General features: G+C 65.5%; 18 protein-coding genes. 11 read left to right on the top strand and 7 right to left on the bottom strand.

What is annotated here, in order from left to right; all coding sequences use genetic code 11:
• Window positions 1-6: 6 nt before the first annotated feature.
• The 4 genes from DFLDMN_RS07565 to DFLDMN_RS07550 are packed head-to-tail and all read left to right on the top strand — an operon-like array spanning window position 7 to window position 1,367.
• Window positions 7-321 (top strand): hypothetical protein, encoded by a 315-nt coding sequence (locus tag DFLDMN_RS07565; protein WP_423197845.1) that lies wholly within the window; start codon window positions 7-9, stop codon window positions 319-321.
• Window positions 318-584: a hypothetical protein gene (locus DFLDMN_RS07560; protein WP_423197844.1), complete on the top strand. Its 267-nt coding sequence runs from the start codon at window positions 318-320 to the stop codon at window positions 582-584. The genes DFLDMN_RS07565 and DFLDMN_RS07560 overlap by 4 nt, the downstream gene beginning before the upstream one ends.
• Entirely contained in the window at window positions 571-1,065 is a 495-nt protein-coding gene (locus DFLDMN_RS07555) for a hypothetical protein (protein ID WP_423197843.1), read from the top strand. The genes DFLDMN_RS07560 and DFLDMN_RS07555 overlap by 14 nt, the downstream gene beginning before the upstream one ends.
• Window positions 1,062-1,367 (top strand): hypothetical protein, encoded by a 306-nt coding sequence (locus tag DFLDMN_RS07550; protein ID WP_423197842.1) that lies wholly within the window; start codon window positions 1,062-1,064, stop codon window positions 1,365-1,367. Before DFLDMN_RS07555 ends, DFLDMN_RS07550 begins: the two co-directional genes overlap by 4 nt.
• A gap of 217 nt (window positions 1,368-1,584) precedes the next feature.
• Here DFLDMN_RS07550 and DFLDMN_RS07545 read toward each other — a convergent pair whose 3' ends face one another.
• Window positions 1,585-2,400 carry a 2OG-Fe(II) oxygenase gene (locus DFLDMN_RS07545; protein WP_423197841.1) on the bottom strand — a complete coding sequence of 272 codons (816 nt, stop codon included), beginning with the start codon at window positions 2,398-2,400 and terminating at the stop codon, window positions 1,585-1,587.
• Window positions 2,401-2,591: 191 nt separating this feature from the next.
• Complete coding sequence (locus DFLDMN_RS07540; RefSeq protein ID WP_423197840.1) at window positions 2,592-2,852, bottom strand: hypothetical protein; 261 nt, start codon at window positions 2,850-2,852, stop codon at window positions 2,592-2,594.
• Window positions 2,853-2,886: 34 nt separating this feature from the next.
• On the opposite strand from DFLDMN_RS07540, the gene DFLDMN_RS07535 reads away from it, so the two are divergent.
• Window positions 2,887-3,162 carry a hypothetical protein gene (locus tag DFLDMN_RS07535; RefSeq protein WP_423197839.1) on the top strand — a complete coding sequence of 92 codons (276 nt, stop codon included), beginning with the start codon at window positions 2,887-2,889 and terminating at the stop codon, window positions 3,160-3,162.
• 231 nt (window positions 3,163-3,393) lie between these two features.
• Here the strand turns inward: DFLDMN_RS07535 and DFLDMN_RS07530 are convergent, their stop codons facing one another.
• Complete coding sequence (locus DFLDMN_RS07530; RefSeq protein WP_423197838.1) at window positions 3,394-3,726, bottom strand: DMT family transporter; 333 nt, start codon at window positions 3,724-3,726, stop codon at window positions 3,394-3,396.
• Between the two features lie 397 nt (window positions 3,727-4,123).
• Here DFLDMN_RS07530 and DFLDMN_RS07525 point away from each other — a divergent pair, with 397 nt between their 5' ends.
• Entirely contained in the window at window positions 4,124-4,663 is a 540-nt protein-coding gene (locus DFLDMN_RS07525) for a hypothetical protein (protein ID WP_423197837.1), read from the top strand.
• A gap of 81 nt (window positions 4,664-4,744) precedes the next feature.
• On the opposite strand, the gene DFLDMN_RS07520 is transcribed toward DFLDMN_RS07525, so the two are convergent.
• Both DFLDMN_RS07520 and DFLDMN_RS07515 read right to left on the bottom strand, forming a co-directional pair.
• Complete coding sequence (locus tag DFLDMN_RS07520; protein ID WP_423197836.1) at window positions 4,745-5,755, bottom strand: amino acid ABC transporter substrate-binding protein; 1,011 nt, start codon at window positions 5,753-5,755, stop codon at window positions 4,745-4,747.
• A 308-nt stretch (window positions 5,756-6,063) separates the two neighbouring features.
• Window positions 6,064-6,984 carry an amino acid ABC transporter substrate-binding protein gene (locus DFLDMN_RS07515; RefSeq protein WP_423198354.1) on the bottom strand — a complete coding sequence of 307 codons (921 nt, stop codon included), beginning with the start codon at window positions 6,982-6,984 and terminating at the stop codon, window positions 6,064-6,066.
• Between the two features lie 64 nt (window positions 6,985-7,048).
• On the opposite strand from DFLDMN_RS07515, the gene DFLDMN_RS07510 reads away from it, so the two are divergent.
• Entirely contained in the window at window positions 7,049-7,408 is a 360-nt protein-coding gene (locus DFLDMN_RS07510) for a hypothetical protein (protein WP_423197835.1), read from the top strand.
• A 207-nt stretch (window positions 7,409-7,615) separates the two neighbouring features.
• The gene (locus DFLDMN_RS07505) at window positions 7,616-9,544 is read left to right on the top strand and encodes an ATP-binding cassette domain-containing protein (protein WP_423197834.1); all 1,929 of its coding nucleotides are present in this window, start codon (window positions 7,616-7,618) and stop codon (window positions 9,542-9,544) included.
• Window positions 9,545-9,587: 43 nt separating this feature from the next.
• Here the strand turns inward: DFLDMN_RS07505 and DFLDMN_RS07500 are convergent, their stop codons facing one another.
• Both DFLDMN_RS07500 and DFLDMN_RS07495 read right to left on the bottom strand, forming a co-directional pair.
• Window positions 9,588-9,728: a hypothetical protein gene (locus DFLDMN_RS07500; RefSeq protein WP_423197833.1), complete on the bottom strand. Its 141-nt coding sequence runs from the start codon at window positions 9,726-9,728 to the stop codon at window positions 9,588-9,590.
• A gap of 2 nt (window positions 9,729-9,730) precedes the next feature.
• Entirely contained in the window at window positions 9,731-10,942 is a 1,212-nt protein-coding gene (locus DFLDMN_RS07495; protein WP_423197832.1) for an MFS transporter, read from the bottom strand.
• Between the two features lie 272 nt (window positions 10,943-11,214).
• On the opposite strand from DFLDMN_RS07495, the gene DFLDMN_RS07490 reads away from it, so the two are divergent.
• From DFLDMN_RS07490 to parC, 3 genes are all read left to right on the top strand, one after another.
• Complete coding sequence (locus DFLDMN_RS07490; RefSeq protein ID WP_423197831.1) at window positions 11,215-13,206, top strand: DNA topoisomerase IV subunit B; 1,992 nt, start codon at window positions 11,215-11,217, stop codon at window positions 13,204-13,206.
• Between the two features lie 38 nt (window positions 13,207-13,244).
• Window positions 13,245-14,078, top strand: coding sequence for a lytic transglycosylase domain-containing protein (locus tag DFLDMN_RS07485; RefSeq protein ID WP_423197830.1), 834 nt, complete (start codon window positions 13,245-13,247; stop codon window positions 14,076-14,078).
• A 134-nt stretch (window positions 14,079-14,212) separates the two neighbouring features.
• A complete protein-coding gene (parC, locus tag DFLDMN_RS07480; protein ID WP_423197829.1) occupies window positions 14,213-16,549 on the top strand; it encodes a DNA topoisomerase IV subunit A in 2,337 nt (778 codons plus the stop codon).
• Window positions 16,550-16,698 lie beyond the last annotated feature (149 nt).

Here is a 16,698-nt window from a genome sequence, read left to right as displayed (position 1 = left end):
AGCAGCATGGACGTGCAGCAGGAAAAGAAACGCCGTGTCGATTTCACGATCAACGTGCAGCAATTGGCCTGGAATGTGGGCGTCATCGTGGTGCTTGGCGTCTCCATCTATTTCGGTGTCGTGAAAGATGTCGTTGTGCTTCAGGCTCAGGCACGGACCTACGACGAACGATTCGCGCGTACCGATGCGGAGATCGCGCGACAGCGGCAGGAAACCAGCGAGAAGCTCAACGCCATCGGGCAGAACGTGGAGAAGATCCGCGACTACCTGCTCGACAACGCCGCAGGGCAGCGGCCTGAAATCAAGAGGTGGACACGATGAACTTCCGACTCGGACTCGCTGACGGCTGGCGTCAGCTTCACAAGCGCGGCACGGTGATCGCCGGCGCCGCGTTCACCACGGTCATGGGCCTCGGGCCACTGCTGGTGCAGGCGTGGGGCGCGATGCCGCCAGAACTGAAAGCGGTGATACCGCAGAACGTACAGCAGTGGATCGCCTACACCATGTTCGGCCTGACGTTCCTTGCGCTGCGGTACACCGCGGTGCGGAAGAAGGAGAAGGAGGGCGGGGATGCTGACGCGTGAGTTCAACAACGGCCCGCTGTCCGACGCGCTCGCGATCCTGCCGGCGCCCATGGACACGCCGCAGGCACGGTGCATGGTCATCGCCATCTGCCTGCAGGAATCCGGCCTGATCCACCGCAAGCAGCTCGGCAACGGGCCAGCACGCGGGTATCCGCAGTTCGAGCTTGGCACGCGGCAGACGCGCGGCGGGGTATGGGGCGTCTACCTACACGACGCATCTCGCTTCTGGCTCGACCGGCTCTGTGCTGCCCGGGGCGTGCAATTCCTGCCGGAGAGCATCTGGCGCGCGATGGAAACGGATGACGTGCTCGCCGCCGGCGCGGCCCGGCTGCTGCTGTTCACCGACCCCAAGCGCCTGCCAGCGCTCGATGATCCGGACGGTGCCTGGGGCCTCTACCTGCGCACCTGGCGCCCCGGCAAGCCGCGCCCCGAGACATGGCCCGGCAACCATACGCTCGCGCGACTGGAGGTCATCAAATGATCGCCGCCCTCATTGCCAAGCTGTGGCCGGTCTTCGCCGGCGCGGGTATCGCGATCCTCGCGCTACTGACCGGGTGGGCGCGCCACAAGCAGGCCCAGACCACAGAGGCACAGGCCGGGCAGCAGGTCGCAGAGGCCGGCGCCAAGGTCGCGCAGATCGAGAAGTCCGAAGCCGAAGCCAATGCTGAGGCCGCGCGCGCCGGCGCTGCTGCCGCACAGGAGAGAACCAATGTGGAAGCCGATACTGCTGGTCTTGACCGCGCTGCTCTTGATGAGCGGTTGCGCCGCTGGACCCGCGACTGAAACGCCCGAGCCGCAGATTGTCACGCGAACGCGGCTCATCGACACGGGGTGCCAGTGGGTCCGGCCGATTCTGCCGAGCAAGGCGGATGTGCTGACTGACTCCACTGCAAAACAGATCGTTGACCACAACGAGACAGGCGAGACGCGTTGCGGATGGAAGCCCAAGGGGAAATGAAAAAACCCCACCGAAGCGGGGCATTATTGTGCACGAAGGTGCCTAGCCTTTGGTATTCGCCTGGTCCTTGCCGCGCCCATACTTCAGCACCTTCGAGACTGTATTGCGTAGAGCATTGTCCACTACGCCGATGGCGCGCTTTCCCACCTCATCCGGGCGCCCGGTGAACGATGTCACGTGGAAATACTCGCTTTCGTCAGGTGAGACCTTCGAGAAGAAGTAGTTAGACACGCAGCAGCGCGGAGCGTCGATTTGTACCGGGCTGACAGAATGCCATGATAGTTTGTTTGTCTCCATTACTACCAGACGGTTGAACTTGCAGACGAGCGTCTTCTGCACCTTGCAGTCGTCATCCCATAGCTCGAAGTTTCCACCGTTCTCAAGTTTCCAGTCCGGCGACACGTAGTAGAGCAGATTAAGGCGCCGGTAGCGATCGCGCTTGCCGTCGTGGCTGTTGTCGATGTGGGGATTCAGAAAATCGCCCCTAAACATCATCGACAGGCCGCCTGCGTACAGGCTAGGGTCGGGCTCGATCTGCGTGAACCCAACGATGTCGGATACCACAGCAACAGTCTGCGGATCCTGAAAAGCGTAGGTGATGTCCGCCAAGATCGGTGCGTATTGATCAAGATTTGCGGATGTGCGCTTCTTCTCGCGGAACGATTCGCGGTTGTAGAAGCCGTCCGCGTCCTTTGGGAATGCATCGTAGATCTGCGCGGCGACATCTTCGGGAAGTAAGTTGTCCACGATGAAGTGCCGCGTCCGCGTTCCAACCGGGTTAGCCCACTGCTCGCGAATGCTCATTTCCTGATCGCGGAGCTTGGCAATTACGAGCCGCGTAAGTGTGTCTTTATCCATATCTCCTCATTCATTTTCTTGCGCCAGACTTCGCGCGGGATCATACACCGCTTACACGCATGGCGTGCTGAGCGCTATTTATGTGTGATTTGCAGCATAGCGACGTCGGCGCGGAATCGGCACGTTATCGCAGCATCACCCCGGGAAGCCAGTATCTACGGCACATCTCGGGGGTTCGAATCCCCCTCTCATTACGCAATATCCCCGCCATGAAATCGCAAGTAGCTGATTTTCATGAGGTCCTGATTCCTGTCGGCGGGACCATCGAGCTCGTGGCGGGTGTCGTTTTCTTCCGGCTTGTCCCGCAGTTTGTTTCCCGCATCCATCGCAACGTGCGTTGCCGCACGGACCGGTTCACGGTAGTGACGCAGCGACCAGCTATGATGTCGGGTGCACGCGTCCTGGCGTGCCTGTTGTCTACCGAATTCTTCCCGGCTGTCTATGTACCTCATGAGGACGCTCCAACGTTGCCTGCCAGCGCTATCCGTGCTGCTCGCCGCGCAAGCCGTGGCGGCTTTGCCCGATCCGGGCCTGGCCGACACATCGGGCTGCACCGCCATGCTCGACATCGTGCAGGAAAGCCTGCGCAGCGAGATCGAGGTGGTCTGCAACGATCCCGGCAAGCCGGGCTGCGACGAAAAAAACGGGCAGATCCGCGTTATTCTGGACATCATCGACCGCCGGCGTCAGCGCGGTGCCGACGAGTGCGACACCGTCGCGCAGGTCAACCGGCTATTGCGAGCGCTGCCGCCTCGCGGTTGAACGCGCGCGCTTGCGCAGGTGCCGGGTGCCGCGACCAGCGACCGGGCCCCGGCCGCTCATCCCGGACCACTCATCCCGGGCCGCTCATCCCGGGCCGCTCATCCCCGGCCACTCATCCCCGGCCACTCATCCCCGGCGACTTATCGCCGGCAACGAACACCCGGGCCACGAACGGGCGGCCAACAATGCGCGGCGCAACAATGCGCCGACGCGACCGCAGCCTGCGGCTCCTCAGTGCGTCAACCGCGAAAACAGCTGGATCACCGCCACTCCCGCAATGATCAGCCCGATTCCGACCCAGGCCGCGAGATCCGGCACCTGGCGGTAGAGCACCGCCGCGATCAGCGTCACCAGCACGATGCCTGCCCCGCACCAGATGGCATAGGCCACCCCTACCGGCACGGTCTTCATGACCTGCATCAGCAGCCAGAACGCGGCCACATACCCCGTCACCACCAGCACACTGGGCCAGAAGCGCGTGAAATTCTCGGCGGCCTTGAGGCTGCTGGTGGCAATAACCTCGGCCACGATGGCCAGCGCGAGCAGGAGATATCCGTGGTGCATGGGTGAAAACGGTGCAATGACAAGGCGGGACCGGTTGCCAAGCGCTCGATAAGCCGCTTTGACTGCCAGATCGGTCGCAAAGACGCTATTATGCGGGCCGCCCTGAGGCAGTCCTCGCCAGAGCTGGGGAAAATCGCCTCAATCGCGCGCCACACAAGGCTTTCCGGCGCGGAAACCTACCCTCCCTTGCGGTGGTTGTGCCCCCCTTCGGAAGGGTCTTGAATGCAGGGTGGGAGCGGCCCGTGTGATCGACAAGAGGCCGCGAGTCGCGCAATGGCTTTGACCATGCCGGTACGCACATCGATACCGGCGGCTCGGCCATCATCCGGTGCCGGGTGGCACGATGGATCGGCAACGGCCAACTCGGACGGGAATGCAGAAATCCAGGGGAGCAGCAATGCAGAAGACATTCGGGGGTGCCATACGCTGGCCAGCGTCGCGCCCGGCTGGCACTGGCCATGGCGACGAGGCCGACCATGCCGAGGTCGGCGGCAACGGCAGCGAGGGCGTCTGGCAGAACACCATCGCGGCAGCCGATCACGCGCTCGAGGAAGCCAACCGCATCCAGCGCGGCGTCCAGCAGAACCTCAAGCAGATGCAGGAGATGCGCAACCTGCGCGAGGAATTGCGCAAGGCGCATGCGGAAGTGGATCGCTATCGCGGCATGCATGCGCGCGTGGTGGTTGGCATGCGTCAGCTGGAGGAGGAGAGCCAGGCCGAAGTAGCCCGCCTCCAGGCCGATAACGAGATGCTGCTGGTGCGGCACCGCGTCTACAAGCTGCTGGCCGAGCACTATGCCACGGGCGCGCTGCACTTCGACCTCGCCACCTTCGCCGCCCACCGGGACCGCGTGCTGGAACACGTGCTGTTCCAGCGCCGCAAGGGCACAGCGCTGGCGCAACTCACTACCGCCGACATCTCGTTCCTGCTGCTCTAGCCAATCCGGCCAAGCAGGCCAATCCGGCCAGCCCGAGCCGATGCCGGCGGCCGCGTCGCGCGTGGCAACGCCGGCGGTTGCCTAGTCGGCCACCTTGTCGCTGGGAAACTTGAAGGAGTCCCGCAGCAGATAGTTCATCGGGATATCGAGAACCACGCCATTGGGGGCAATGGGCGAAAGAAACCATTTGCGGTACAGCCTCTGTGTCTCGCCTTCGTAGATCGCCCCGATCAGCGCCTTGTCCACGATCTTCTTGAACTCGGCATCGTCCGGCGCCAGCATGATCGCGTACGGCTCGACCGTCAGCGCATCGCCGGCAATGCGATACGCGCCGGGCGCGGCGGCCCCCGCACGCGCGCCGTAGAGCAGCACGTCATCCATCACGAACGCCTCGGCCTGGCCCGACTCGAGCAGCGCGAAGCTCTCCGCATGGTCCTTGCCCTCCATGACTTTGAGCCGCAACACCTCGCCGGCGTTCATGTCATGGATATACCGGAGCGGCGTGGTGCCCTTGCTCGATACCACGGTCCTGCCGACCAGGTCCGACCAGTTGCGGATCGGCGAATCGGCACGCACGAGCATGCGGATGCTGGCGATGAAGTGCGGGACGGTGAACGCCACCTGCCGGCGCCGTTCGCTGGTATTGGTGGTCGACCCGCATTCGAGATCGGCGCGGCCTTCCACGATGGCGGGAATACGGGTAACCGAATTCACCGGCAACCAGTCCACCCGCAGTTGCGGCTGCTTGAGCGCGATGCGCACCGCCTCGACCACCCGCAGGCAAAGGTCAATCGCATACCCCACCGGGCGCCCATGGGCGAGATACGAGAAAGGGATCGAACTTTCGCGGTAGGCGATGCGCATCACGCCGGTCTGCTGGATACGTTGCAGCACCGGCGCGGCCGAGGCGGCCGAGGCAGTTGCCGGCGGTGGCATGCCGGGCGGCAGGCCTGACAGGCCGGTTGGCGGCGTCCCCGGCAACGACACGCCCGCGGCGAGGTTGGGACAGACAAGGACGGTGACGAGGAGGGCGATGCAAATGCAGCCGCGCGTGGCGCAGTCCGGCGCGCACGACAGATACCGACGGGCCATGATGATCCCATTCCACTGGAAGTTGCCCGTCTGGAGAGTCGTGCCGCCTGCCTGGCCGGATCGGTTCCGGCTCTCGCCGCACCGCGACACCACGAACTTCGGTATGGGCGCGGCGTCTGGCTACCCTGCTGTGTGGTGCTGCCGCAAGGGCTTGCGCGGGTGGCATCCGGCGCGATTGTTCCATGGCGCCGCGCCACCGCACAACTGTCTTGCGACTGTCACGCCGCCGGCCCGCATGCTTGCGCGCCGATGCCTGATGCCCCGCTGCCATCGCCGGATGGCGGCGCGACGGCGCGGCGCCCGGCACCTCAGTCCGCGACCTTGTCGCTCGGGAACTTGAACGAGTCGCGCAGCAGATAGCTCATGGGAATGTCGAGCGTGATGCCGTTGGGCGGTATCGGCGACAGGAACCACTTGCGATAGAGCTTCTGCGTTTCCTGGTCGTAGATGGACGCGATCATCGCGCGGTCGACCAGTTTCTTGAATTCGGCATCGTGCTTCGACAGCATGATCGCGTAGGGCTCGATCGTCAGCAGATCGCCGGTGACGCTATAGGCCGCGGGATTCCTGGCATTGGCGCGCAGGCCGTAGAGCAGCACGTCGTCCATCACGAAGGCGTCGGCGCGTCCCGACTCGACCATCGCGAAGGCCTCGGCATGGTCCTTGGCTTCCACCACGCGCCAGCCCATCGCACCGGAGTCGTTCATCTTGCGCACCTGCACCAGCGGCGTGGTGCCGGTGGTGGACACCACGGTCTTGCCGCGCAGGTCGCTCCATTTGCGGATGCCCGAGTCGGCCTTGACGATCATGCGGCTGCCGGCAATGTAGTGCGGAATGGTAAAGGCGACCTGATCGCGTCGCTCGCGGTTGTTGGTGGTGGAGCCGCATTCGAGATCGGCCTTGCCGTCGACGATGGCAGCGATGCGGTTGGCGGGACTGACCGGCACATACTCCACCCGCAACTGCGGCATGCGCAGCGTGGTGCGCAACGCGTCGACCACGCGCAGGCACAGGTCCACGGCATAGCCCATCGGCTTGCCGTCGGCGACAAACGAGAACGGCACCGAGCTTTCGCGATGCGCGAGGCGGACCGCGCCAGTGACCTGGATCCGCTGCACGACCGAATTGCCCGGCGGCGCGGCCTGTGCCGACGGCACGGCAAGCACGGCCAGCGCGCATGACAGGGCAAAGCCGGCACACCCGGAAAGCAAGCGAGACGCGGAAAGCAAAGACAGCGCGGAAAGCGCAAGGCGCGCGCGCACGAAGGCGCGGCGCGGCAGGCCCGAAAGGATCATGATTGACACCCGTCCGAAAGAAGTTCTGGAACAACCCGTGGCGCTGGCCACCCCAACGGCCGGATCGATCCGGCTCTGTTGCTGCTTCGAATGCTGCTGCTTCGATTGCTGCGTTGTCGTGCTGCTTTTATTATTTGCTGCGCGTTGTGCCGAAGGCTGCTGCCTGGACTGCGGCACTGCCGGGCCGTCGGTGTTACCGGTGTTGCCGGTGTTACCGGCAATGCCGGCATTGCCGGACCTGCCGGAACGGCGCGCAGTTGCCGCGGTGGCCTGGATTGTTTCACGCGTGGCGCGGTGGCACAACCGCCGCAAGGCACGCCGTGCCGGGCATGCAACGGTCGCGGGCGGAGCAGGTTGACGGGGGCTTTCCCTTACGGAGTTATCCGACTTATTTGCGCGCGGCGGCCCCGTTATCCTTCAGTCGTGCCTTGCGAGCAGGGCACCGAGGAGAGACTCTTAGGCCCGTCATCGCACGGGCCGTTTCTTTTTTTGGCGCCCGTCCGGGCGTGCCATCGCGCCGGCTCGTCTACAATCGCGGCCACGCCGTTCGCACGATCCAGATTCCATGGCCCTGTTTTCCATTTCCGATGCCCAGCTTGCCTTCGGGCACGTTGCGCTGCTCGACCATACCGATTTTTCGCTCGAAGCCGGCGAACGCGTCGGCCTGATCGGCCGCAACGGTACCGGCAAGTCCTCGCTGCTCAAGATCGTGGCAGGACTGGCTGCGCCCGACGACGGGCTGATCGCGCGCCAGAGCGGCGTGACGTCGGCATATGTGCCGCAAGAGCCGCAATTCGAGCCCGGCCTGACCGTGTTCGACGCGGTATCCCAGGGCATGGGCGCCGCCCACGACCTGCTGGCGCGTTATGAAGCCGTGGCGGCGCGGCTGGCCGAACACCACGACGAGGCCACGCTGGCCGAGTTGCATCGCCTGCAGTCCGAACTCGATGCGGCCGGCGCCTGGCAGTTGCGCACGCGTGTGGAAACCACGCTGGCACGCCTCGGGCTCGATCCGCAGGCCCGTGTCGAGGCGCTGTCCGGCGGCTTGCAGAAGCGCGTCGCGCTGGCCCAGGGCCTGGTTGCCGAACCCGATATCCTGCTGCTCGACGAGCCGACCAACCACCTCGACGTGGCGGCGATCCGCTGGCTCGAAGATCTGCTGCTGGGCTTTCGCGGCAGCGTGCTGCTGATTACCCACGACCGTGCCTTTCTCGACCGCGTGGCAACGCGCATCGTCGAGCTCGATCGCGGCCGGCTGGTGTCGTTTCCGGGCAATTTTGCCGCCTACCAGGCGCGCAAGGCCGAGCAGCTGGCGGCCGAGGCGGTGGAGCAGGCCAAGTTCGACAAGCTGCTGGCGCAGGAGGAAGTCTGGATTCGCAAAGGCGTGGAAGCGCGCCGGACGCGTAGCGTGGCGCGCGTGCAGCGGCTCGTCGACATGCGTGCCGAACGCGCGGCCCGGCGCGAGACCCAGGGCAACGTCAAGCTCGAAGTTTCGCAGGCCGAGCGCTCGGGCAAGATCGTCGCGGAACTGACCGGCGTCAGCAAGTCGTATGGCGACAAGACCATCGTCCGCGACTTCACGGGCACCATCATGCGCGGCGACAAGGTCGGCCTGATCGGCCCCAACGGCGCGGGCAAGACCACGCTGCTACGGCTGATCCTGGGCGAACTGCCGCCCGATAGTGGCACCGTGCGCAACGGCAGCAACCTGCAGGTGGCGTACTTCGACCAGATGCGTACCCAGCTCGACCTGGACAAGTCGCTGGCCGATACCATCAGCCCCGGCAGCGACTGGGTCGAGGTCAACGGCCAGCGCAAACACGTCATGAGCTACCTGGGCGACTTCCTGTTCGCGCCGGAACGCGCGCGCTCGCCGGTGCGCTCGCTCTCGGGCGGCGAGCGCAACCGCCTGCTGCTGGCGCGTCTGTTCGCGCGGCCGGCCAATGTGCTGGTGCTCGACGAACCGACCAACGACCTCGATATCGAGACCCTAGAACTGCTCGAAGAACTGCTACAGGACTACAGCGGCACGGTATTCCTCGTATCGCACGATCGCGCGTTTCTCGACAACGTGGTGACGTCCACCATCGCGGCGGAGGGCGACGGCATGTGGCGCGAATCCGTGGGCGGCTATTCGGACTGGCAGGCCCAGAGCGAACGCGCCGCCGCGCTGCAGGCCGCGCGCCAGAGCGGGCAGAAGCCGGCGGAAGCGCCCAGGGCACAGGCCACGCGCGAGTCCCGCGGCGCCAATCGCACGGTCAAGCTGTCCTACAAGGAGCAGCGCGAGCTCGATGGGCTGCCGGAGCGCATTGCCGCGCTGGAAGGCGAACAGAAGACCATTGCGGCACAGCTCGCGGATGGTTCGCTGTACGCTTCCGATCCGCCGCGCGCGGCGCAGCTGGCCACGCGGCACGACGAGATCGAGATGGAACTGCTGGAAGCGCTGGAACGCTGGGAAGTGCTGGAAGCGAAGACCAAGGGCGACGCGCAGTAGCCGGCGGCGGCCGGTAGGGGCTGGTAGGGGCCGGTAGCGCGGGTCACCCGCACCAGGCCAGCACCATGTTGCTGAGGTCCACCACGAACGCCGGCCGCAGGTAGGCCAGAAAGCCGAGCGTCAGCACCGCCGCCAGCGCGGCGACGCCGAGACCCTTGAGCCAGCGTTCCCCTGTTGTCGTCATGCTTACACCGTCACGGGTTGCGGGTGCGCCAGCGCCTGTTCGCGAATCGGCAGGTTGACCAGCGCGGCCATCACGCCGAGGGCGATGGCGATCAGCCATACCATGCTGTAGCTGCCGGTCCGGTCGAACAGGTAGCCACCGAGCCAGGCCCCCAGAAAACTGCCGATCTGGTGCGAGAAGAACACCACCCCGGACAGCATCGACAGGTACTTTACGCCAAACACCTGGGCGATGATGCCGTTGGTCAGCGGCACCGTCGAGAGCCACAGCAGGCCCATCAGCGCGGCGAAGACCCAGGTGCTGGCCGCCGTCAGCGGTAGCAGCAGGTATCCGGCAATCACGAACGAGCGTGCGAGGTAGATGAACGACAGCAGGTAACGCTTTGGCACGCGCTGGCCCAGCGTGCCGGCGGTATAGGTGCCGAACACGTTGAACAGTCCGATCAGCGCCAGCGCCACGGTCGCGATCTTGGGATCGACCAGTCCGCGATCCTTGAGATACGGCGCCAGGTGCACGCCGATAAAGACCACCTGGAAGCCGCACACGAAATAACCGAGCGTGAGCAGCTGGAAATTGCGGTTGCCAAAGGCTTCGCGCGTGGCCTCGCCGATGGTCTGCTGATGCCCGCCCGTAGCCGGCGCCATGGCCGGCTCGCGCAGCGCGAAGGCCAGCGGCAGCATGAAGCAGGCCATCACCGCCATCACGAACAGCGCGTTCTGCCAGCCCGTGGTCGAGATCAGGGTCTGCTCGACCGGGATCATCAGGAACTGCCCGAACGAGCCCGCCGCCGCCGCGATGCCCATGGCCCACACGCGCTTCTCGGCCACGGCCACGCGTCCGATCACGCCGTAGACCACGCTATAGGTGGTGCCGGCCTGGGCGATGCCGATCATCACGCCGGCGCCGGAGGCAAATGCCGTGCCGCTCGAGGCCAGCGCCATCACCACCAGCCCCGCCACGTACAGCACCACCCCGACCAGCATGATGCGCAGCGCGCCGAACTTGTCGGCCAGCGCGCCGGCGATGGGCTGGCTGGCGCCCCACATCAGGTTTTGCAGCGCCAGCGCAAAGGCGAAGGTCTCGCGGTTCCAGCCGTGGGCCTGGGTAATGGGCAGGTTGAACAGGCCAAAACCATGACGGATGCCCATGGACAGCGTGACGAGCAGGCCGCCGCACACGAGGACCGTGGTAAGGGAGAGTTTTCGTTCTGGCATAGGGAGGGCTCGCTGGATTGTCTCGCAATGTCTTCTATTGTTCTGGCATGCCCTGCCAAGGCATGGAGAGTCGGGCGAGTGTAACCCGCGCCGTGCTTTTGCGTGAAAGTGGGGCGTTGGCAGCCCCTTTCCGGCGGGACGGCGCGCGGAAGTGACGCCGGCTCGGGGCGTTGCCGAACCGATTGACGCTGCGGCCATCTATTACAATGCTGCGCATCCCGGCCGAAGCGACGGCCAGAACACTCACTTCAAGCGATTCCCGTAGCGACGCCATGGCGAGCAAAACCAGTCAGTACAGCGAATCTTCCATCCGGGTCCTCAAGGGCCTGGAGCCGGTCAAGCAACGGCCCGGCATGTACACCCGTACCGACAACCCCCTGCATATCGTGCAGGAGGTCATCGACAACGCGTCCGACGAAGCGCTCGGCGGCCACGGCACCGAGATCGTGGTCACCCTGCATCGCGACGGCAGCGTCAGCGTGGAAGACGACGGCCGCGGCATTCCGGTCGGCATCCACCCGGAGGAAGGCGTGCCGGTGGTCGAGATCGTGTTCACGCGCCTGCATGCGGGCGGCAAGTTCGACAAGGGCAAGGGCGGCGCCTATGCCTTCTCGGGCGGCCTGCACGGCGTGGGCGTGTCGGTGACCAATGCGCTGGCCACGCGGCTCGACGTCTCGGTCTGGCGCGATGGCACCCACTCGACGCTGACCTTCGAGCACGGCGACGTGACGCGTCCGCTGGCCAGCCGCAAGCTGGAGCGCGGCGAAAAGAAGAACGGCACACGCGTGCAGGTATGGCCCGACGCCAGGTACTTCGACTCGGCCACCATTCCGCAAGCCGAGCTGCAGCGCCTGTTGCGCAGCAAGGCTGTGCTGCTGCCCGGCGTCAAGGTCACGCTGCTGATCGAGAAGACCGGCGAAGCGCAGACCTGGCAGTACGAACAGGGCCTCAAGGGCTACCTCGTGGAAGCGCTCGCGCAAGGCAGCGGCGCGGAACTGGTGATCCCGATGTTCGAGGGCGAGCATTTCGCCGATCCGGACAGCAATCCGGGCGAGGAAGGCTTTGCCGACGGCGAGGGCGCCTCATGGGTGGTGGCATGGACCGAGGAAGGCGCGCCGGTGCGCGAATCCTATGTCAACCTGATTCCCACCCCGGCGGGCGGGACGCATGAATCCGGCCTGCGCGAAGGGTTGTTCCAGGCGGTGAAGAGCTTTATCGAGATGCACGCGCTGCAGCCCAAGGGCGTCAAGCTGATGAGCGAGGACGTGTTTGCGCGCGCCTCGTTCGTGCTCTCGGCCAAGGTGCTCGACCCGCAGTTCCAGGGGCAGATCAAGGAGCGCCTGAACAGCCGCGACGCGGTGCGCCTGGTGGCGACGTTCAGCCGTCCGGCCCTGGAGCTCTGGCTCAACCATCATGTGGACTACGGCAAGAAGCTGGCCGAACTGGTGATCCGTCAGGCCCAGGCGCGCACGCGCGCGGCGCAGAAGGTCGAGAAGAAAAAAGGTTCGGGCGTGGCCGTGCTGCCTGGCAAGCTGACCGATTGCGAATCGACCGACGTCGCGCGCAACGAGATCTTCCTGGTCGAGGGCGACTCCGCCGGCGGCTCGGCCAAGATGGGCCGCGACAAGGAGTTCCAGGCCATTCTGCCGCTGCGCGGCAAGGTGCTCAACACGTGGGAAACCGAGCGCGACCGCCTGTTTGCCAACAACGAGGTGCACGACATCGCGGTGGCGATCGGCGTGGATCCGCATAGCGCCACCGACGAGCCCGACCTGTCGAACCTGCGCTACGGCAAGATCTGCATCCTGTCGGACGCGGACGTGGACGGCGCGCATATTCAGGTGCTGCTGCTGACGCTGTTCTTCCGCCATTTCCCCAAGCTGATCGACAACGGCAACGTCTACGTGGCGCGGCCGCCGCTGTTCCGCGTGGATGCACCCGCGCGCGGCAAGAAGCCTGCGCAGAAGCTGTACGCGCTCGACGAAGGCGAGCTCGAAGCCATCCAGGACAAGCTGATGAAGGATGGCGTCAAGGAAGGCGCGTGGCAGATCTCGCGCTTCAAGGGCCTGGGCGAGATGAGCGCGGAGCAGCTGTGGGAAACCACCATGAATCCCGATACGCGACGCCTGCTGCCGGTGCAGCTGGGCGAATACGACCTGCCGCGCACGGTGTCCATGATGAACATGCTGATGGGCAAGGGCGAGGCCTCGCAGCGCCGCACGTGGCTGGAAGAGAAGGGCAACGAAGTGGAGGCGGATATCTGACCGTCCCCCGCGCGGGATCGACGGCCGGACCGACGGCAATGCAAACGGTGAACCAGACCAGCGAATCCAACCGGCCGGGGCGTACCCGGGCGGCCGCATGGCTGTTTGCCGCGGCGATGTTCGGCGCCCCGTTCGGCGCGATGCTGGGCGTGGTGCCCGCCGCGCATGCCGAGCTCTACGGCTACGTGGACGAGGACGGCGTGGCGCACTTCGCCGACGAAAAGCTCGACGAGCGCTACAAGCTGTTCATGAAGGACGGCGGCACGCTCGACAGCGCCAGCCTGCCGCGCGTAGCGGGCGTACGCAGACCGGCCGGCGCCGATGCCGACAGCCAGCGCCTTTACCGCTATGCGCTCAATCATCCGAACCTCGCCGCGGTGGAACCGATGATCCGGCAGATCGCGCGGGCACAGAACGTCGACCCGGCGCTGGTCAAGGCCGTGATGGCGGTGGAGTCGGGCTTCAATCCCGGCGCGGTGTCGCCCAAGGGGGCCATTGGCCTGATGCAGGTGATCCCTGATACCGGCGTGCGTTTTGGCGTCAACGCCGACAGGCGGCGCACCATCGAGCAGAAGCTGGCCGATCCGCGCCTCAATATTTCCGCCGGCGTGCGCTACCTGCGCTGGCTGATGGAGCTGTTTCCCAATAACCTGGAACTGGTGCTCGCGGCCTATAACGCCGGCGAGGGCGCGGTGCAGCGCTACAACAACCAGATTCCGCCTTTCCCCGAGACCCGGCAGTATGTCAGCACCGTGCTTGCGTTCTATCGTCTGTACCAACCCGACGCCATGCCCGTGGTCCGCACCGGGCGCGGCAGCGCAGAGCCGGCGCGCGTTAGGATGGTGATCGGCGGCCGCCGCAACCTGCCCTAGCCATCACCGCGCTGCCAGCGGTGTCGTCCTCCAATTCGTCCCAATCTGCCCATCGGGTCGCGCGAGTCATTTAGAATCGCTCGCTGACCGGAACATCCGACCGGCGGCGGCCGCGTGCCGCCCGCCAGCCAACCATGGACCAACAAGACATTACGTATCAACCCGAAGAGCCGGCCGATTCGCTGACGCTGGCGCTGTATGCGGAACGGGCCTACCTCGACTACGCCGTCAGCGTGGTCAAGGGCCGTGCCCTGCCCGAGGTGGCCGATGGCCAGAAGCCCGTGCAGCGCCGTATCCTGTTCGCGATGCAGCAGATGGGGCTGCGCGCCGATGCCAAGCCCGTCAAGTCCGCGCGCGTGGTGGGCGAGGTGCTCGGCAAGTACCACCCGCACGGCGATCAGTCGGCGTACGACGCACTGGTGCGCCTGGCGCAGGATTTCTCGCTGCGCTATCCGCTGATCGACGGCCAGGGCAACTTCGGCTCGCGCGACGGCGATGGCGCGGCCGCGATGCGGTACACCGAAGCCCGTCTTACGCCGATTTCGCGGCTGCTGCTCGACGAGATCGACCAGGGCACGGTGGATTTCCTGCCTAACTACGACGGCTCCGAGGAAGAACCGAAACTGCTGCCCGCGCGGCTGCCGATGGTGCTGCTCAATGGCGCTTCCGGGATTGCCGTGGGCATGGCCACCGAGATCCCGCCGCATAACCTGCGCGAAGTTGCCGCGGCGACCGTGGCGTTGATCCGCAATCCCAACCTGTCGCTGGCGGAACTGCTGGCGCTGATGCCCGGTCCCGACTATCCCGGCGGTGGCCAGATCATCTCGCCGGCGGCCGATATCGCGCAGATCTACGAGAGCGGGCGCGGCAGCCTCAAGGTGCGCGCGCGCTGGACCATCGAGGAAATGGCGCGGGGCCAGTGGCAGGTGGTGGTGACCGAGCTGCCGCCCAACACGTCGGCGCAGAAGGTGCTCGAGGAAATCGAGGAAATCACCAACCCGAAGGTGCGCGCGGGCAAGAAGGCGCTGACGGCCGAACAGACGCAACTCAAGACGACCATGCTCGCGGTGCTCGACGCCGTGCGCGACGAGTCGGGCAAGGATGCGCCGGTGCGCCTGGTGTTCGAACCCAAGAGCAAGAACACCGATCAGCAGGAATTCATCCAGACGCTGCTCGCGCATACCAGCCTGGAATCGGGCGCGCCGATCAACCTCGTGATGATCGGTAACGACGGCCGGCCGCGCCAGAAAGGCATTGCCGAGATCCTGCGCGAATGGATTGCGTTCCGCTTCGAGACGGTCACGCGGCGCACGCGCTTCCAGCTGGGCAAGGTCGAGGATCGCATCCATATCCTCGAAGGCCGCATGCTGGTCCTGATCCATATCGATGAGGTCATCCGCATCATCCGCGAAAGCGACGAGCCCAAGCCGGCGCTGATCGAGCGCTTCCAGCTGTCCGATCGCCAGGCCGAGGACATCCTCGAGATCCGCCTGCGCCAGCTGGCTCGCCTGGAAGCCATTCGCATCGAGCAGGAACTGAAAAAGCTGCGCGAGGAGCAGGCCGAGCTCGACGTGCTGCTCAAGTCCGAAACCATGATGCGCCGTCGCATCATCAAGGAAATCGAGCAGGACGCCAGGCAATACAGCCCGGAAGACAAGGACCCGCGTCGCACGCTGATTCAGGAAGAGCGTCGTGCGGCGGCCGAGGTGCGCGTCATCGACGAGCCGGTGACCGTGGTGGTGTCGGGCAAGGGCTGGGTGCGTACGCGCCAGGGCCATGGCCACGATCCGCAGCAGTTCACCTTCAAGGCCGGCGACGCGCTCTACGCCACCTTCGAATGCCGCACCGTCGACGTGCTGCTCGCCTTCGGTACCAATGGTCGCGTCTATACGGTGCCGGTCAACGGGCTGCCGGGCGGCCGTGGCGACGGCGTGCCGCTGACCACGCTGATCGAGCTGGCGCCGGGCACGCAGATCGCGCACACGTTTGCCGGCAATGCCGAGCAGCGCATGCTGATGGCCTCGGCTGGCGGCAACGGGTTTGTGACCAAGGTCGGCGATATGACCAGCCGCCAGAAGGGCGGCAAGGCATTCGTCACGCTCGACGAGGGCGACGCGCTGCTCAAGCCCGAAGCGATCGGCGCGGAGTCCACACACGCGGCCTGCCTGTCCGAACAGGGGCGCCTGCTGCTGGTGGCGTTCGACGAGATCAAGGTGCTGTCGGCCGGCGGCCGCGGTGTGATGCTGATGGAGCTGGAACCGAAGGAGACCCTGGTGCAGGCGCTCGCCGTGGGCGCGCCCGGCCTGGTGGTTACCGCCACGGGCCAGCGCGGCGGCAAGGTGCCGCCCCAGACGCTGGCGGGCAAGACGCTGCTGCCATTCGTCGGCAAGCGTGCCCGCAAGGGTCGCGCGGTGGAGGCCAAGCTCAAGGACGTCCGCATCGAGGCGGTACGGCCGGCACCGGCTGCATAAGTCGTAACCGGTTGCGCCAACCGGCGGGCATATCGCCCGAAAAAGCAACAATGCCCCGCATAGCTGTCCGTGCGGGGTTTTTTTTGCGACCGCTTTCATGCAATCTCTACAAGCCCGCAGAAAGGTCCGTACGTTATAACCGCCCGACC

Source organism: Cupriavidus sp. H19C3, from assembly GCF_049393815.1.
Lineage (GTDB): Bacteria > Pseudomonadota > Gammaproteobacteria > Burkholderiales > Burkholderiaceae > Cupriavidus.
Note: the sequence above shows the minus strand (reverse complement) of the source record. Positions and strands in the feature narration are given on the sequence as shown.